Here is a 15,375-nt window from a genome sequence, read left to right as displayed (position 1 = left end):
CAGGTGAGGGAGGTCCGTGCAGCCAGCCGACCAACTGCAGTGGGAGGCCCCGTCCGACGGCGAGGACCGGGACGGGCGATCAGCCGTGGTGACCGCGCTGCACCTGGGCTGGTGGCTCGCCGACGCCTTCCACACCGTGCTGCACCCGCACGCCTGGTCGCCGGAGGCGGGGGACGGCTCGTCGCCGGAGCCGCCCCGCAAGCTGGCGAACTTCACCGAGATGCCGGTGGCCCGCCGGCTGCGGATGTACCTCGACGGGGTGGACGTCGCGCTGACCCGGATCGCCGCGTCGACCGCCGACGGTCGGCAGCGGCCGAGCACGGCGGCGGCCCGGTCCCACCTCGACCGGGCCGGACCGCCGTGGGCCGAGGACGCCGCGGAGCTGCTGTCGACGATCGACGAGCTGAACATGGACGTGCTGCGCTGGACCATGGCGACCGACCACCGGGTCGGGCTGGCGTACCGGCTGGGCCGGTCGCTGGCCGACACCGTCCGCAACTGCGAGCTGGAGCCGCTGCCGCCGCGCTTCAACGGCCGACAGGAACAGCTCTCCCGCTGGCTGCGGGCACTGGCCGGCGCGCTGCCGCCGTTCTCCGCCGAGGTGGTCCGCGGCTCCCTGCGGGCCTGGACGACAGCCGTCGACGCCGCGAACACCGTCGAGCCGTGGTCCGGCACGCCGACGGTCCGGGGGCTGGCCGCCGCCGTACGCGATCAGGGCGAGCTGTGGCGCGGCGTCCTGACCGGTGAGCTGGACCCCCGCGACCTGCTCGACGAGGACGACTACGCCGTGGTGGCGCAGCGCCTGATCATCCGGGACCGGCGGCTGGTCGTGGAGGCGGTCCGCGGCATCTTCCGGCCGGTGCTGGTCCCGCTGCTGGCCGCCCTGCTCGCCGTGGTCGGGGTGAGCGCCCTGGCGGCCAGCGGCTCGCCCACCACCCGGGCCGCGATCGCGCTGGTCGGCCTCGGCGGCGGTCTCGCCGCGATCTGGCGGTCGGTCTCCCGGCCCGCGCTCGCCGTCGCCGGCCAGGTCAACCGGCCGCTGCTGGACGCCGAACTGATCGTCCAGATGGTCGACCGGGTGACCGAACCGCTGTGGCGGGCCGGGGCGCGGCGGTAGCGGCACCAGATGCGCTGCCGCCCCTCCCGGCGATCGCGCAGGCCAGCCCTCGCCACCTCCGGTACCGGCCGCTGTCAGGAGGCCTGGTTGGCGCGGGTCATCGAGGTTGGCCGTAGCGCCTCGTCGCTGATCTCGGCGTGCATCGCCGCCACCACGGAACGCGTCCGGGTCGACCGGCCGGTCCCGGTTGGCGGCGTGCAACCGGTTCGCCGCGTCGAACGCCCGCTGGGCGGACACGAGATACCTCGTGTACGTCTCACGACGGGCCGCACGCAACTCCCGCCGCGAGGCGAACGTCTGCTCCTGCTGGACCCGCTCGCGTTGCCAACGGTGGGTCAGGTAAGCGGTGAGCAGCCCGAACAGCGCGGTGATCGCGACTCCGCTGAGGGTCGCGCCCACCGCCGACCAACCAGTCATGGGGGAAATCTAGTCGCCCCCGCCGACCGGACGGTGACGCAGGAACGCCTCGGCCCGGCGGGCGTCCCGGAAGATCGAGACCGCGGCGACGACGAAGAGCGCGGCCATCACCAACAGCAGCACCGTCCAGAACCAGGAGTACCGGGACAGCGCCTGCCCCGCGAAGAAGAGCATCATGCAGGCGTACAGCCCGAGCAGCCAGCGGCCACCGGCCATCTGCTCGGCGACGTTGCGCAGCACCGCCGGGTCCTCGCCGGCAGCCGGCTCGTCGCGGCGGACCTGCTTGGCCAGCTCCCGCCGCCGGGACCAGCTCACCGCCCAGATGCGGGACTCCCGGTTGGCCTTGAACCGGCCGCTGCGATAGCCGTAGACGAACCAGCCTGCCTCTCCGAGCAGCCCGAGCCCCACCAGGGCCAGGCCGGCGTTCTCTGCCCAGCCGGGCGGGTTCCCGCGCCAGCTCGGCAGCTCGTCCCCGCCGGTGATCGCCCCGATCACGAACCCGGCGATCGCCAGGACGACCACCGCGCCGACCGCCAGCAACCGGAAGCGCCGTCGCCCGCGGGTGATCCGGTCCCGCTCCACATCCGCCATGTCCACCATGGACCCCCGTTCGCCGTCGACGGACGTACCCATCGACGGGGGTCGGGCAAACGGCGGTCAGGGACGGCCGGGCGGCGCCCAGCCGAAGCGCGGCGGGCGGCGCTCGTTGGCCGCCGCCACCCCCTCGCGGGCCTCGCCGCTCTCCCGGACCTGCCGGTGCCACCAGTCGATCCGCGCGTCGTCGGCCCGGTCGTCGACGATCTCCTTGGCGGCGGCCACGGTGAGCTGCGAGCGGGCCGCGACGACGGCGGTGATCGCGTCGACCCGCTCGGCGAGCCGGTCGACCGGCAGCAGCTCGTCGACCAGGCCGACCCGCAGCGCCCGCTCGGCGTCGATCAGCTCGCCGGTGAAGAGCAGGTACTTGGCGGTGGCCGGGCCGACCAGCCGGGCCAGCCGTCGGGTGGTCGGCGCCGGATAGACCAGCCCCAGCCGGGCCGGCGGCACACCGAACCGGGCGCCCTCGGCGGCGATCCGCAGGTCGCAGGCGACGGCGAGCTGGCAGCCACCGCCCACGCAGGCCCCCTCGATCGCGGCGACGGTGGGCTTGGCGAAGCCGGCCAGCCGTTCCTCCGCGGTCACCGCGATGCTGGCGTCACCGGCGTCCAGCAGTTCGTCCAGGTCACCGAGGTCGGCCCCGGCGCAGAAGGTGCCGCCCGCGCCGGTGAGCACCAGCGCCCGGACCGCCGGGTCGGCCGCCAGCCCGTCCAGCAGGACCGGCAGCTGCCGCCACATCGCGGCGGTCATCGCGTTGCGCCGGGCCGGGTTGTGGATGGTCACCGTCGCCACCGGCCCGGTCACCGTGACGGTCAGCTCCGCGTCCGACATGCGCTCCCCCTGGTTGGTCCCGGGCCCGACCATAACGGCGCGGGCCCGACGACCACCCGGGTGGGTGGTCGCCGGGCCCGCCGGCATCGGATCAGGTCAGGAGACGTTGACCGCGGTGTCGTCGACCACGAAGGAGGTCTGGAGCGAGGCGTCCTCGGTGGCGGTGAACTTCAGGGTGACGGTCTGGCCGGCGTACGAGGCCAGCGAGAACGAGCGCAGGGTGTACCCGGCGGCCTTGTTCAGGTTGGAGTACGTGCCCAGCGTCGCCAGCACCGTGCCGGACGAGTTGAGCACCTGCACCCTGACCGTGTCGTACGCGGTGCTGGTGGTCGTCTCGGCCGTGTCGATGTGCAGGTAGAAGGAGAAGTTGTACGAGGTGCAGCCGGCCGGCAGGCTCACCGACTGGGACAGGGTGTCGGTGTGGCTGCTGCCGTACCCGTCCATCCAGGCGTTCCAGGTGCCGGAGCGGGCCGGCTGGCTGGCGCCGGGCTGGCCGATGACGCCGGAGCTGGCCGTCCACGCCGTGCTGCCGGACTCGAAGCCCGGGTTGCCGATCTTCTGGCCGGCGCCGGTGCAGCCGCCGCCGGTGCCGTTGACGGTCAGCGTGTAGCCGGCCGTGTGGGTCACGGCGCCGGTGCCGGTGACGGTCACCGAGTAGGTGCCGGTCGGGGTGGCCGACGAGGTGCTGATGGTGAGGGTGGACGAGCCGCCCGAGGTCACCGAGGAGGGGCTGAACGACGCGGTCGCGCCGCTCGGCAGGCCGGACGCGGAGAGCGACACGGTCTGCGCGGTGCCCGAGGTGGTCGCGGTCGACACGGTGGTGGAGACGGAACCGCCCGCGGTCACCGAGCCGGAGGTCGGGGAGAGCGAGACGGAGAAGTCGTTACCGGTCGACGAGCAGGGCGCGTCGGAGCCGGAGACCGCGACGGCGGTCCACGCGGCCTGGACGGCCTTGTACTCGGCGGAGCAGTTGCCGTAGAGGTCGGTCGCCGCCCGCAGGGAGTACGCCCGGGCGGTGTTCGACGGGGTGGTGTTGTTGACGTACGACGTGTTGGAGGTGAAGTACACGTCGAGCGCCCGGAACCAGATCTTCTCGGCCTTGGCGCGGCCGATGCCGGTCACCGCCGGGGCGGAGCCGCAGACCGGGGAGGTGCCCCAGGAGGTGGCGCCGGTGCCCTCGGAGAGGTTGAAGAAGAAGTGGTTGGCCGGACCGGACGAGTAGTGCACGTCCTTGTTCTTCGTGCTGGTGGTCCAGCACGAGTCGGACGAGCCGTCCAGCGACGGGTTGTACATGTAGCGCAGCGGCGAGCCGTTGCCGTTGATGTCGATCTCTTCGCCGATCTTGTAGTCGCCCGGGTCACCCGGGGCGGCGGCGTAGAACTCGACGGAGGTGCCGAAGATGTCGCTGGTCGCCTCGTTGAGACCACCGGACTCACCGGAGTAGGTGAGGCCGCCGGAGACCACGTTCTCGGTGACGCCGTGGCTCATCTCGTGGCCGGCCACGTCCAGCGACACCAGCGGCTTGGCGTTGCCGGAGCCGTCGCCGTAGGTCATCTGGGAGCCGTCCCAGAAGGCGTTGACGTAGGCGCTGCCGTAGTGCACCCGGCTGGGAACGCCGGCGCCGGTGCCGAAGATGCCGTTGCGGCCGTGCACGTTCTTGAAGTAGTCGAACGTCTTCGCGGCGCCGAAGTGCGCGTCCACCGCGGCGGACTGCCGGTTGGAGGCGGCACCGGTGCCCCAGGTGTTGTCGGCGTCGGTGAACGTGGTGCAGGTGCCCGAGGTGGTGTTGTTCATGTCGCAGGTGCGGCCGTTGCCGTGCGACGGGTCCACCATCGAGTAGGTGCTGCCCGACAGCGTGGTGTCCACGCTGACCGTGCCGGAGTAGACGCTGTTGCCGGTGCCGGCGACCGACTCGATCTCGTCGTACGAGCCGATCACCCTGCCGGTCACGGCGTCGGTGATGACGTGCAGCTTCGACGGGGTCTGCTTGTCGGCCTTGAAGCCCGTGGCGACGGTCTCCCAGGCCAGCCGGCCCTTGCCCGAGCTGGCGTCGACGAAGAGCTCCGGGGCGCCCACGGCGGCGAGCGAGCCCTTGAAGGTCTTCCGGGCGGTCTCCTTGGCGGCGGCCGAGGTGACCTTGGCGGCGGTGCCGAGGGTCAGCGGGGCGGACAGACCGACCGAGGTGCCGGCGTACGCGCCGTTGGGGGCGGTGTGGATGACGAAGTCACCGCCGTAGACGCGCAGGCCGTGGTAGGTCCGGGTGTAGCGGGTGTGCGCCGCACCGTTCGCGTCCACCTTCGTCCGGTACGCCTGGTAGGCCTCACCGCTGGCGCCCTGGACGGCACCGGGGTTGCTGGCGAGGAGGCTCTCAGCGCGTGCTGCGGCGGACGAGGCGGGAGCGGGGGCGCTCGGGGTTGCCGCTTGCGCCGCGGGGGTGGCGACGCAGGTCAGCACGCCACTGGTGAGCAGCGCTGCACTGACGGCGGCGAGGGGTCTTTTCACGTGCCCTCCTGAAGGGGGGGAATGTGTGACGGGGGTAGTCACGCATGTAGATATACTGATACACCGACGAAAAGAGAAGAGGGGGGAGCACTTCTGGTCGGCGACAGTGGCCGTTCGGACGAGGCGGCCCAGGTTGTCGGGAACCGGAGCGGGGCGTCGCACGTCCGACGAGGCATGACACCAGCCCCCAGGACAGTTGTCAAGATCGCTGTGATGGCGATGATTCTGAGCGGTTGCTCAGCGAACGAACCGGCCGGACCAGCCGCGCAGTCCCCGTCCGCGCCCGCCACGAGCAGCGCCGCACCGACCGCGCCGACCACCGTCACCGCCGCGCCCACGCCGACGTCCGGCACCGGGTCGACGCCCACCACCGGACCGGCGTCGGGCACCCCGACCCCGGCCGGTGACCTCCCGGCGAGCGCCGAGCGGGTGGTGCTCACCCGCTCCGGCGGCTTCGCCGGCCGCGCGGAGACGGTGACCGTGCAACCGGACGGCAGCTGGACCGTCGAGGGGGCCGGATCGCGGCATACCGGGAGGATCGCCGGTGCGGATCTCGACCGGTTGCGGCAACTGCTCGCCGACCCCCGGCTGGCCACCGAGGCCGACGCCCCCGCCACCCCGACCAACTGCGCCGACGCGTTCGAGTACCGGCTCACCGTCGGGCAGCGGACGACCGGCCACGTCGACTGCCCCGGCGAGGACGGTTCGGCCGGGGCCACGGCCGCCGTGGTGGAGCTGCTGGTCCGGGTCACCGGCTCCTGACGACACTCCCGGCCGGCGGCGTACCCCCACGCCGCCGGCCGGGCTGTCAGTCGGGGGCGGCGGCCAACAGGGCCCGGCGGACCGCCTGCACCTCCCGCCGCCCCGCCGCCACCGGCCGGGCGGCGAGGAAGAGCGTGTTCAGCGGCGGCACCGGCGGGGTGAGCAGCGCGCGGACGGTCCCGGCCGCGAGTTCGTCCCGGCACAGGTAGCGGGGCAGCACGCTCACCCCCGCCCCGGCCACCACGGCGGCGAGCACCGCCCGCAGGTCGGCCACCACCAGGCTGGGCGTCCGGGTCAGCCGGGCGTCGAAGACCGTCCGCCACCAGCGGCGCAGGATCGGCGCCTCCTCCGCGTACGCCAGCAGCGGCACGTCCCGCAGCGCCGCCGGGGTCACCGGACCGGCCAGCCGGTCCGCCCAGACCGGGGCGCCCACCAGCACGAACTCCTCGTCGTAGAGCGGCTCGGCGGTGAGCCCACGGCGGCGGGGTCGGACACTGGTCACGGCCAGGTCGAGCCGCCCGACGGCCAGGTCGTCCAGCAGCGCGTCCGGCAGCCCGGCGGTGACCCGCAGCTCCAGCCCGTCGGCGACCAGGCCGGCCAGCGCGGGCAGCGCCCGGACCGCCAGGAACTCGGCGGGTCCGCCCAGGAACACCGTCCGGGGGTACGCCTCGTCCCGGTCGTCGGCGAGCACGGTGTCCAGCCGGTCCAGCGGTTCGGCGACCCGGCGGGCCAGCTCGTCCCCGGCGGGGGTGGGCCGGACGCCCCGGGGCAACCTGTCGAACAGCGGACGACCGACCGCCTCCTCCAGGGCGCGCAGCTGGGCGGTCACCGTCGGCTGCGCCAGGCCGAGCAGTTCGGCGGCGGCGGTGATCGAACCGGACCGGTGGACGGCGAGGAAGCTGCGCAGCAGGTCGAGCGAGACCTTCACATCAGTAAACCTATCGCGGCTGTGGCATTCGCCTATTGGTCGGCTATGGCTTTCCGCGCCAGCATGGGTGCCATGACTCGTGCACTGATCGCTCTGACCAGCCACCGCCAGCTCGGCAACACCGGCCGGGAGACCGGCTTCTACGTCGGCGAGGCCGCCGAGCCGTGGGAGGTCTTCCGGGCCGCCGGCTGGGACGTCGACCTGGTCTCGGTCGCCGGTGGCCGGCCGCCGCAGGACGGCCGCGACGAGAACGACAAGACCCAGAACGACTTCCTGGCCACCGCCGGTGTCGAGAACACCCCGAAGGCCGCCGACGTCGACCCGGCCGGATACGACGCGATCGTCTTCGCGGGCGGTCACGGCGCGATGTGGGACTTCCCGGACAACCCGGATCTGGCCCGCATCGCCGCGTCGATCTACGAGCGCGGCGGCGTGGTGTCGGCGGTCTGCCACGGCCCCGCCGCCCTGGTCGACCTGAAGCTCACCGACGGCGCGAAGCTGGTCGCCGGCAAGCGGGTGGCCGGCTTCACCAACGACGAGGAGGACGCCGTCGGCCTCAGTGCCGAGGTGCCGTTCCTGCTCGCCGACAAGCTGACCGAGGCCGGCGCCACGCACGTGCCCGCGCCGAACTTCACCGAGCACGTGGTGGTCGACGGTCGCCTGGTCACCGGCCAGAACCCGCAGTCCGCCCGCGCCCTGGCCGAGGCCGTCGTCAAGACCGTCCAGTCCGCCTGACCCGCCCCACCTGGCCGGAGACCGCGCATCGGGCCCCGGCCCGCCCGCACTCCGCCCATGACCGCGTTCGATCCAGGAAGTAGTGGCCTCGCCGACGCAGGGAGGCCACTACTTCCATGTTCGGGCACGATCGTGCGCGGGTCGCCTCATGCCGCAGCTCACAATGCAACGCACCGTTGCGTTGCGCTACGGTTGGCCGCATGACCGTCACCGCCACCCCCGTCGAAGGCAACCCCGCCGTCGCCGGCACGCCGCCCGCGCTGCCCGCCACCGCGACCGCCCTCGTCGGGCAGGTACGAGGCACCGGACCCGCGTTCACCGCCACCTCTCCGCTGACCGGCGAGCGGACCGTGGACGTACCGTCGAGCACGGCGGCCGACCTCGACGCGGCCTTCGCCGACGCGCGGACCGCACAGCGGGCCTGGGCGACGCTGCCCGCCTCCCGGCGGACCCGGTTCCTGCTCCGCCTGCACGACCTGGTCCTGGACCGGCAGGCCGAGGGGCTGGACCTGATCCAGTTGGAGGCCGGCAAGGCCCGGCGGCACGCCGTCGAGGAGATCCTCGACGTGGCGATCAACGCCCGCTACCACGCCCGCCGCACCGCGAAGCTGCTGCGCCCCCGCCGCCGGGCCGGCGCCCTGCCGGTGCTCACCCGCGCCCACGAGCTGCGCTTCCCGGTCGGCGTGGTGGGCGTCATCTCGCCGTGGAACTATCCGCTCTCGCTGGCCGTCGCCGAGGTGCTGCCCGCCCTGGCCGCCGGCAACGCCGTGGTGCACCGCCCCGACCCGGCCACCATGCTCACCGCGCTCTGGGTCCGCGACCTCGCGGTCACCGCCGGGCTGCCGGCCGCCCTCTGGCAGGTCGTCGCCGGGGAGGGCGCCGACGTCGGTCCGCTGGTCACCGACCGCGCCGACCTGGTCTGCTTCACCGGCTCCACCCGGGTCGGCCGGGAGGTCGCCGCCCGGGCCGCCCATCGGCTCGTCCCGACCTCGCTGGAGCTCGGCGGCAAGAACCCGCTGCTGGTGCTGGACGACGCCGACCTGGACCGGGCGGTGGAGGGCGCCATCCGGGCCTGCTTCGCCAGCGCCGGGCAGCTCTGCGTCTCCATCGAGCGGGTGTACGTCGCCGACAAGCTGCACGACGAGTTCCTGCGCCGCTTCGTCGCCCGGACCGGCGCGCTGCGCCTCGGCGTCGGCGGGGACTTCGACGCCGACCTGGGCTCGCTCGCCTCGGCCCGCCAGCTCGACACGGTCACCGCGCACGTCACCGACGCCGTCGCCCGGGGCGCCACCCTGCACACCGGCGGCCGGCACCGACCCGACATCGGCCCGTACGTCTTCGAACCCACCGTGCTCACCGGCGTCACGCCGCAGATGCGGATGTTCGCCGAGGAGACCTTCGGACCGGTGGTCGCGGTGTACCGGTTCGGCACCGACGACGAGGCCGTCGCGCTGGCCAACGACACCGCGTACGGGCTGAACGCCAGCGTGTTCAGCGGCTCCGGCCGGCGGGGCGAGGCGGTGGCCGCCCGGATCGACGCGGGTGGCGTCAACGTCGACGACGGCTACTCGGCCGTCTGGGGCAGCGTCGACGCCCCGATGGGCGGCTGGAAGGACTCCGGCCTCGGTGGCCGGCACGGCGCCGACGGGCTGCTCCGGTTCACCCGGGTCAAGACCGTCGCCCGGCAGCGGGGACCGGCCCTGGCGCCCGCGTACCACCGGCCGGCGGCCGAGACCGCGGCCTGGACCCGCCGGATGACGGCGGCGCTGCGCCTGCTGCGCCGCACCGGCCGATGACCGGGGTACGCCCGGCCCGCGGCCCACGCGGCGCCGAGGCGATCCACGCCGCCGTGCTGGCCCTGCTCGCCGAGGAGGGCTACGTCGGCCTGACCGTCGAGGGGGTGGCCCGCCGCTCCGGGATCAACAAGACCACCCTCTACCGCTGGTGGCCGTCGAAGCCACCGCTGGTGGCGGCCACCTTCCGGCACGCCATCGCCCGGGACCTGCCGGTGCCCGACACCGGTACGCTCCGCGGCGACCTGGTCGCCCTGGTCCGCTCGAAGGCCGCCTTCTTCGCCGACGGCCCGGGCCGGCTCGCCGCCGACGTGCTCGCCCACACCGGCGCGGACACCGAACTCGCCCGCCTCGCCGACGAACTGCTCGGCGAGCACTGCGCGCACGTGGCCGAGGTGACCGGACGGGCCCGGGCCCGCGGCGAGCTCACCGGCCCGGTCGACGACGAGCTCCTGGCCGACCTGCTGCTCGGCCCGGTCTGGCTGCGGGCGGTGGTCACCCGCCGGCCGCTGTCGGGCGCCGACGCCGACACTCTGGTCGACACCCTCCTCGCCGGTCTGCCCCGCTAGACCCGGTAGTCGGGCGGCAGGCCGGTGGCACGCAGCTCCGGCGGCAGGTGCGCGACGTCGTTGTGGGCGATCAGGTTCGGCGGGCCGGCGGAACCGAACCGGATCACGGTCAGCCCGGCGTTGTGCTGGTTCAGCCCGAGCCACCGGGCCGGCGGGGCGTCCAGGGCGTGCCGCACGAACCAGGCGATCAGGAAACTGTGCGTGACCACCAGCTCGCGCACGTCCTCGTCACCGTCCGGCGGGGCGGCGAACCGCCGCACCGCCGCCGCGGTCACCCGCGGCCCGTCGACCCGCTCGGCCGCGCTGTAGCCGCCCAGCAGGTTCGCGTACGCCGGCGGCAGCCCGGCCGGGTCGGTGTCGTGCGGCAGGTGGTCGCCGGCCAGCTCGGTGGCGTACACCGGAGTTCCCGGCAGGGACCGGGCGACCAGCTCGGCGGTCTGCGCGGCCCGGGGCAGCGGGCCGTGGTGCACGGCGGCGAACGGTACGCCGCGCAGCCGCTCGCCGAGCAGCGTGGCCTGCCGGCGCCCCCGCTCGGAGAGTCCCACCGGCGTGGTCTCCCGGTCGCCGTCCTGCTCGGCGTTCCGGGCCAGGTAGAGCAGTCGAGCCGCCAAAAACCTCTCCTCACACCTCGGGAGACGCGATGCTAGCCCGCGCCCCCCCCGACCGCGGTGTCCCGTCAGGAGCGGGGGAACATCTGGCCGATCCGGATCCGGTTGCCGAACGGGTCCCGGATGCCGAAGTCGATCCCGTAGGGCCGCTCGGTCGGCTCGTCGGTGATGTCGACGCCGTTACCGACCAGATCCTCGTACGTCTTGCGGGCGTCGTCGGTGGTGATGCTCAGCCACCCGCCCAGCACCCCCTTGGTGAGCAGCTCACGGACCTGCTCGGCGGTGGCCGGGTCCAGCGCCGGCGGGCCCGGCTTCTCCAACAGGATCTCCCGGTCGGGCTGGCCGGGCAGGTTGACCGTCAACCAGCGCATGAAGCCGAGATCCTGGTCGGTGTTCACCTCGAAGCCGAGCTTCCCGACGTAGAAGTCCAGCGCCTGGTCCTGGTCGAGCACGTAGATCTGGGAGCGGGTGACCGCGTTCATCGTCATGCCGACCACGCTATGGCAGGCCCTGAGCTGGTGCTTATCCGAAACTGCTGGGTCTGGTCCAGGCCTTGGCGAAGCAGCTCGGCACGTTCGCCGGCACCGCCGGGCGACGCCGCCGGAAGTCGCTGGTCGACTCACCGACGACGCCGCGGAAGGTCCGGCTGAACGTGCCGAGGCTGCCGAACCCGACCGCGTAGCAGATGTCCGTGACGTCCCGGTCGGTCTCCACCAGCAGCGCCATCGCCCGCTCGATCCGGCGGCGTTGCAGATAGCGGTGCGGGGTCTCGCCGAAGGTGGCGCGGAACGTCCGGATGAAGTGCGCCGGGGAGACGTGCGCGATCCGGGCCAGCGCCGGCACGTCCAAAGGGGACGCGTACGCCCGGTCCATCGCGTCCCGGGCGCGCAGCATCGCCCGGTTCGACTCCTCGGCCGCCCGACTCACCCGGGGTCCCTGACCAGGTCGAGCCCGGCGAGCCGGGCCGGATCGGCCACCACCTCGATCCCGATGATCCGGTCGGTGACCGTGAAGCTGAGCGCCAGCCGGACCTGCCCGTCGAGAACGACCACCGCACCGGGCAGCGCGTCCACGTACGCGGGCAGCGCGCCCCGCGCCCGGCCGTTGAAGAAGGCGGCCACCGTCTCGGCGCCCCGCGCCTGCGCCCGGCCGCCCATCGCGACCGCGGTCGCGTCGGAGCGCAGCACGACGTACGGGTCGAGCAGCTTCACCAGGTCCTCGAAGCGGCCCTCCCGGGAGGCGGCGAGGAACGCCTCGACGACCCGGCGCTGCCGGCCCGGGTCGGTGAGCGGATCGGCCGATCGGCTCTGCACCCGCCGCCGGGCGCGGACGGCGATCTGCCGGACGGCGGCGACGCTGCGGTCCACCACCGGCGCGATCTCCTCGAAGGAGACGGCGAACATGTCGTGCAGCACGAAGACCAGACGATCGGTCGGGCCGAGGGTGGTCAGCACCACCTCGAGCGCCCGGCCCACCGACTCGGCGTGCACCGCCTCCTGAGCCGGGTCGGCCACCCCGGCCGGCTCGTCGGTCACCTCGTCCACCGGGCGCTCGTGGCGGGCGCTGCCGGAGCGGAGCCGGTCCAGGCAGACCCGGCCGACGGTGGTGGTCAGCCAGCCGGGGAGGTTCTCGATGGTGGTGTGGTCGGCGCGGCTCAGCCGCAGCCAGGTGTCCTGCACGGCGTCGTCGGCCTCCGCCGAGGAGCCGAGCATCCGGTGGGCGACCGCGCGCAGGTGCGGACGGTGCTCCTCGAAGCGCCGGGCCAGCAGGTCGGTGTCGGGCATCCCGTCGCCACCCCTCGCGAATGACCGTCGTCACATCTGTCACGCCGCCCGGCGTCGCCTCGACAACCAGGTGAGGGCCGGCGCGACGGGCGCCGGCCAGCCTAACAGGACGGAACGGCATGACTCTCGAGGCACGAATCCCGAACCCGGCGGCGCTGCTCCCCGACGCCGTGCAGGCGGTCAACCTGCTCTACAAGGCCGCCCACTCGGCCGGCGTACCCGGCACCACCCTCGAACTGGTCCACCTGCGGGCGAGCCAGATCAACGGGTGCAGCGCCTGCGTCGACTCGGGGGCGCGTGGGGCCCGCAAGGCCGGCGAGACCGAGGAGCGGCTCTTCGCGGTCGCCGCCTGGCGGGAGACCCCGTACTTCACCGAGGCGGAACGGGCGGCGCTCGCGCTGGCCGAGGCCGCCACCCGGCTCGCCGACCGGAGCGACGCGGTGCCCGACGCGGTGTGGGACGAGGCGGCCCGGCACTTCGGCGAGAAGGAGCTGGCGGCGCTGGTCCTCTGGATCGCCACCACCAACTTCTTCAACCGGATCAATGCCACCACCCGGCAGCCGGCCCCGCAGAACTGGGGCTGAGCCGGCCCGGGGCGGCGCGGGGTGCCGTCCTCCGCGCCGCCTCTTCCGCCCACCGCTGACCGGGGTCACCGGCCGGCCCGACCGGGCCGGTCAGGACGCCGGTGGGCACCAGGCGGCGGACGGCACCCCGGACAGCACCGGGAAACCGACGGCCAGGAACACCAGCGCGGCGGCCAGCCACGGCCACCAGCGCCCGCCCCGGTGCAGGCGGACCAGGGCGACGGCGAAGCAGAGCAACGCCGCCACGGTCGTCGAGGCCGCCACCGACCAGACCAGGGCGCCGTCGTCGACTCCCCCGGGACACCGGCCGGCACCGGTGATCTCGGGGCTGAACCAGGCGAGCACCCAGCCGTAGAGCAGCAGCACCGGACCGACCACCAGCGACGCCACCGCCGTGACCAGGACCCGCAGCGCGCGGGGCGGGGCGGTGGTGGTGACATGCCCGGCCGGAAGGTCTGTCATGTCGACACTGTGGCAGCCGGACCGACGACCTGCCATCAGCGCTTCGTTCGACGGCCGGCGGCGCCGCGAGAAGCCGGATGGAATTGGAGCCCCCGGCCGGGATCGAACCGGCGACATCTCGCTTACAAGGCGAGTGCTCTGGCCAGCTGAGCTACAGGGGCGCATGTGTCGACGTCAGCATAGCGACCGCGACCCGGAAATCACGCTCGGCAGGCCCCCGGAGCACCGCAAACGTCGATTCGTATCGACCGACGGGGTCGAGTCGGAGGGATTGATGCCCGCCCGTGCCCGACTGACCGGTATGCGCATGCCGCCCGTCCCATCCCTTGTCCCTCGTCTTGGCAGTGCCGGCAAAGCGCACTACCGTGCAGTGACACGGACGACACCACGGCCTGCCCGAGGCGCCGTCCGTGGGCTGGCACCTTCGGTGCCGGCCGCTCCTTCACTCGGATCGTCCGGCACGTTCCTGCCGGTGAAAGGAAGCACCCCCATGGCTTCGGTCACCTATTCGAAGGCGTCCCGCATCTACGCGGGCACCGAGCGGCCCGCCGTCAACCAGCTCGACCTGGAGATCGGCGACGGCGAGTTCCTCGTCCTGGTCGGCCCGTCCGGCTGCGGTAAGTCCACCAGCCTGCGCATGCTCGCCGGCCTGGAGGACGTCGACGAGGGCGCGATCTACATCGACGACCGCGACGTCACCCACCTGCCCCCGAAGGCCCGCGACATCGCGATGGTCTTCCAGAACTACGCCCTCTACCCGCACATGACGGTGTACGAGAACATGGCGTTCGCGCTCAAGCTGCGCAAGACCTCGAAGTCGGAGATCGACCGGCGGGTCAAGGAGGCGGCCGGGCTGCTCCAGCTGGAGGAGTTCCTCAACCGCAAGCCGAAGGCGCTCTCCGGTGGTCAGCGCCAGCGGGTCGCGATGGGCCGCGCCATCGTCCGGGAGCCGCAGGTCTTCCTCATGGACGAGCCGCTGTCGAACCTCGACGCCAAGCTCCGCGTGCAGACCCGTACCCAGATCGCCTCGCTCCAGGCGAAGCTGGGCATCACCACCGTCTACGTCACCCACGACCAGGTCGAGGCCATGACCATGGGTCACCGGGTGGCGGTCATGCTCGACGGTGTGCTCCAGCAGGTGGACACCCCGCGGGCGCTCTACGACACCCCGGCCAACGTCTTCGTCGCCGGCTTCATCGGCTCCCCGGCCATGAACATCAAGACGGTGCCGCTGACCGAGCAGGGCGCGATCTTCGCCGACCTGCACATCCCGCTCACCCGGGAGCAGGTCGCCGCGGCCCAGGCCGAGGGTGGCAACGGCAAGGTGACCGTGGGCTTCCGCCCGGAGGACTGCGACATGGTCAGCCCGACCGAGGGCGGCATGCCGGTCGTGGTCGAGCTGGTCGAGGACCTCGGCTCGGACGCGAACGTCTACGGCCACGCCGCCCTGGAGGGCGTCAACGAGCGGTTCGTGGTCCGCACCGACCGCCGCAGCATGCCGAACATGGGTGACACCGTGTTCGTCAAGCCGCGCACCGGGCAGAACCACTTCTTCCACGCCACCTCCGGCGCCCGGATCTGACGTAGCAACGCCTGACAGGGGCGGTCCGCTTCGGCGGGCCGCCCCTGTCGTCGTACCCGGGGATGGGCCGGACCCGGTGGCTCCGACGCGCGACGGGCCGCCCCCGG

16 protein-coding genes and 1 tRNA gene are annotated in these 15,375 nt (G+C 73.4%); 7 read left to right on the top strand and 10 right to left on the bottom strand.

Annotated features, from left to right (window positions below):
* Window positions 1-16 precede the first annotated feature (16 nt).
* Entirely contained in the window at window positions 17-1,117 is a 1,101-nt protein-coding gene (locus tag GA0070564_RS20870; protein ID WP_091611009.1) for a hypothetical protein, read from the top strand.
* Window positions 1,118-1,543: 426 nt separating this feature from the next.
* Here GA0070564_RS20870 and GA0070564_RS20865 read toward each other — a convergent pair whose 3' ends face one another.
* From GA0070564_RS20865 to GA0070564_RS20855, 3 genes are all read right to left on the bottom strand, one after another.
* Window positions 1,544-2,125: a hypothetical protein gene (locus GA0070564_RS20865; protein WP_176730771.1), complete on the bottom strand. Its 582-nt coding sequence runs from the start codon at window positions 2,123-2,125 to the stop codon at window positions 1,544-1,546.
* 66 nt (window positions 2,126-2,191) lie between these two features.
* Window positions 2,192-2,959 carry an enoyl-CoA hydratase/isomerase family protein gene (locus GA0070564_RS20860; RefSeq protein ID WP_091611002.1) on the bottom strand — a complete coding sequence of 256 codons (768 nt, stop codon included), beginning with the start codon at window positions 2,957-2,959 and terminating at the stop codon, window positions 2,192-2,194.
* Window positions 2,960-3,055: 96 nt separating this feature from the next.
* Window positions 3,056-5,461, bottom strand: coding sequence for a M4 family metallopeptidase (locus GA0070564_RS20855; RefSeq protein WP_091610999.1), 2,406 nt, complete (start codon window positions 5,459-5,461; stop codon window positions 3,056-3,058).
* A gap of 213 nt (window positions 5,462-5,674) precedes the next feature.
* Between GA0070564_RS20855 and GA0070564_RS20850 the strand changes: the two genes are divergently transcribed.
* On the top strand, window positions 5,675-6,223 hold the full coding sequence (locus tag GA0070564_RS20850) for a protealysin inhibitor emfourin (RefSeq protein ID WP_091610995.1): 549 nt from the start codon (window positions 5,675-5,677) through the stop codon (window positions 6,221-6,223).
* A gap of 46 nt (window positions 6,224-6,269) precedes the next feature.
* Here the strand turns inward: GA0070564_RS20850 and GA0070564_RS20845 are convergent, their stop codons facing one another.
* Window positions 6,270-7,151, bottom strand: coding sequence for a LysR family transcriptional regulator (locus GA0070564_RS20845; protein ID WP_091610991.1), 882 nt, complete (start codon window positions 7,149-7,151; stop codon window positions 6,270-6,272).
* A 72-nt stretch (window positions 7,152-7,223) separates the two neighbouring features.
* On the opposite strand from GA0070564_RS20845, the gene GA0070564_RS20840 reads away from it, so the two are divergent.
* The 3 genes from GA0070564_RS20840 to GA0070564_RS20830 all read left to right on the top strand — a co-directional run bounded on the left by GA0070564_RS20840 (window position 7,224) and on the right by GA0070564_RS20830 (window position 10,248).
* On the top strand, window positions 7,224-7,886 hold the full coding sequence (locus tag GA0070564_RS20840; protein ID WP_245670145.1) for a type 1 glutamine amidotransferase domain-containing protein: 663 nt from the start codon (window positions 7,224-7,226) through the stop codon (window positions 7,884-7,886).
* A gap of 200 nt (window positions 7,887-8,086) precedes the next feature.
* Window positions 8,087-9,682, top strand: a complete 1,596-nt coding sequence (locus GA0070564_RS20835) for a succinic semialdehyde dehydrogenase (protein WP_091610985.1) — start codon at window positions 8,087-8,089, stop codon at window positions 9,680-9,682.
* Complete coding sequence (locus GA0070564_RS20830; protein WP_091610981.1) at window positions 9,679-10,248, top strand: TetR/AcrR family transcriptional regulator; 570 nt, start codon at window positions 9,679-9,681, stop codon at window positions 10,246-10,248. The genes GA0070564_RS20835 and GA0070564_RS20830 overlap by 4 nt, the downstream gene beginning before the upstream one ends.
* On the opposite strand, the gene GA0070564_RS20825 is transcribed toward GA0070564_RS20830, so the two are convergent.
* From GA0070564_RS20825 to GA0070564_RS20810, 4 genes are all read right to left on the bottom strand, one after another.
* Complete coding sequence (locus GA0070564_RS20825; protein ID WP_091610976.1) at window positions 10,245-10,859, bottom strand: histidine phosphatase family protein; 615 nt, start codon at window positions 10,857-10,859, stop codon at window positions 10,245-10,247. The genes GA0070564_RS20830 and GA0070564_RS20825 overlap by 4 nt on opposite strands.
* A 65-nt stretch (window positions 10,860-10,924) precedes the next feature.
* Window positions 10,925-11,344, bottom strand: a complete 420-nt coding sequence (locus GA0070564_RS20820; protein WP_091610973.1) for a VOC family protein — start codon at window positions 11,342-11,344, stop codon at window positions 10,925-10,927.
* Window positions 11,345-11,378: 34 nt separating this feature from the next.
* A complete protein-coding gene (locus tag GA0070564_RS20815) occupies window positions 11,379-11,783 on the bottom strand; it encodes a helix-turn-helix domain-containing protein (protein ID WP_176730770.1) in 405 nt (134 codons plus the stop codon).
* On the bottom strand, window positions 11,780-12,640 hold the full coding sequence (locus GA0070564_RS20810; RefSeq protein WP_091610968.1) for a sigma-70 family RNA polymerase sigma factor: 861 nt from the start codon (window positions 12,638-12,640) through the stop codon (window positions 11,780-11,782). The genes GA0070564_RS20815 and GA0070564_RS20810 overlap by 4 nt, the downstream gene beginning before the upstream one ends.
* Before the next feature lie 119 nt (window positions 12,641-12,759).
* Here GA0070564_RS20810 and GA0070564_RS20805 point away from each other — a divergent pair, with 119 nt between their 5' ends.
* Entirely contained in the window at window positions 12,760-13,224 is a 465-nt protein-coding gene (locus GA0070564_RS20805) for a carboxymuconolactone decarboxylase family protein (protein ID WP_091610965.1), read from the top strand.
* Window positions 13,225-13,314: 90 nt separating this feature from the next.
* Here GA0070564_RS20805 and GA0070564_RS20800 read toward each other — a convergent pair whose 3' ends face one another.
* Entirely contained in the window at window positions 13,315-13,686 is a 372-nt protein-coding gene (locus GA0070564_RS20800; RefSeq protein WP_091610961.1) for a hypothetical protein, read from the bottom strand.
* Window positions 13,687-13,770: 84 nt separating this feature from the next.
* A tRNA-Thr gene (locus GA0070564_RS20795) sits at window positions 13,771-13,847 on the bottom strand.
* 329 nt (window positions 13,848-14,176) lie between these two features.
* Between GA0070564_RS20795 and GA0070564_RS20790 the strand changes: the two genes are divergently transcribed.
* Complete coding sequence (locus GA0070564_RS20790) at window positions 14,177-15,268, top strand: ABC transporter ATP-binding protein (protein ID WP_091610956.1); 1,092 nt, start codon at window positions 14,177-14,179, stop codon at window positions 15,266-15,268.
* Window positions 15,269-15,375: the final 107 nt, after the last annotated feature.

Origin of the sequence: Micromonospora mirobrigensis (assembly GCF_900091555.1) — a bacterium.
GTDB lineage: Bacteria > Actinomycetota > Actinomycetes > Mycobacteriales > Micromonosporaceae > Micromonospora > Micromonospora mirobrigensis.
The sequence above is the reverse complement of the archived record's forward strand: the minus strand, read 5'-3'. Positions and strand labels throughout refer to the sequence as shown.

Excerpts from the sequence above, each read along its gene's own strand:
- GA0070564_RS20865 (WP_176730771.1), bottom strand. The coding sequence starts at position 2,125 with ATGGCGGATGTGGAGCGGGACCGGATCACCCGCGGGCGACGGCGCTTC.
- GA0070564_RS20860 (WP_091611002.1), bottom strand. The coding sequence starts at position 2,959 with ATGTCGGACGCGGAGCTGACCGTCACGGTGACCGGGCCGGTGGCGACG.
- GA0070564_RS20850 (WP_091610995.1), top strand. The coding sequence starts at position 5,675 with ATGGCGATGATTCTGAGCGGTTGCTCAGCGAACGAACCGGCCGGACCA.
- GA0070564_RS20840 (WP_245670145.1), top strand. The coding sequence starts at position 7,224 with ATGACTCGTGCACTGATCGCTCTGACCAGCCACCGCCAGCTCGGCAAC.
- GA0070564_RS20835 (WP_091610985.1), top strand. The coding sequence starts at position 8,087 with ATGACCGTCACCGCCACCCCCGTCGAAGGCAACCCCGCCGTCGCCGGC.
- GA0070564_RS20830 (WP_091610981.1), top strand. The coding sequence starts at position 9,679 with ATGACCGGGGTACGCCCGGCCCGCGGCCCACGCGGCGCCGAGGCGATC.
- GA0070564_RS20820 (WP_091610973.1), bottom strand. The coding sequence starts at position 11,344 with ATGACGATGAACGCGGTCACCCGCTCCCAGATCTACGTGCTCGACCAG.
- GA0070564_RS20810 (WP_091610968.1), bottom strand. The coding sequence starts at position 12,640 with ATGCCCGACACCGACCTGCTGGCCCGGCGCTTCGAGGAGCACCGTCCG.
- GA0070564_RS20805 (WP_091610965.1), top strand. The coding sequence starts at position 12,760 with ATGACTCTCGAGGCACGAATCCCGAACCCGGCGGCGCTGCTCCCCGAC.
- GA0070564_RS20800 (WP_091610961.1), bottom strand. The coding sequence starts at position 13,686 with ATGACAGACCTTCCGGCCGGGCATGTCACCACCACCGCCCCGCCCCGC.
- GA0070564_RS20790 (WP_091610956.1), top strand. The coding sequence starts at position 14,177 with ATGGCTTCGGTCACCTATTCGAAGGCGTCCCGCATCTACGCGGGCACC.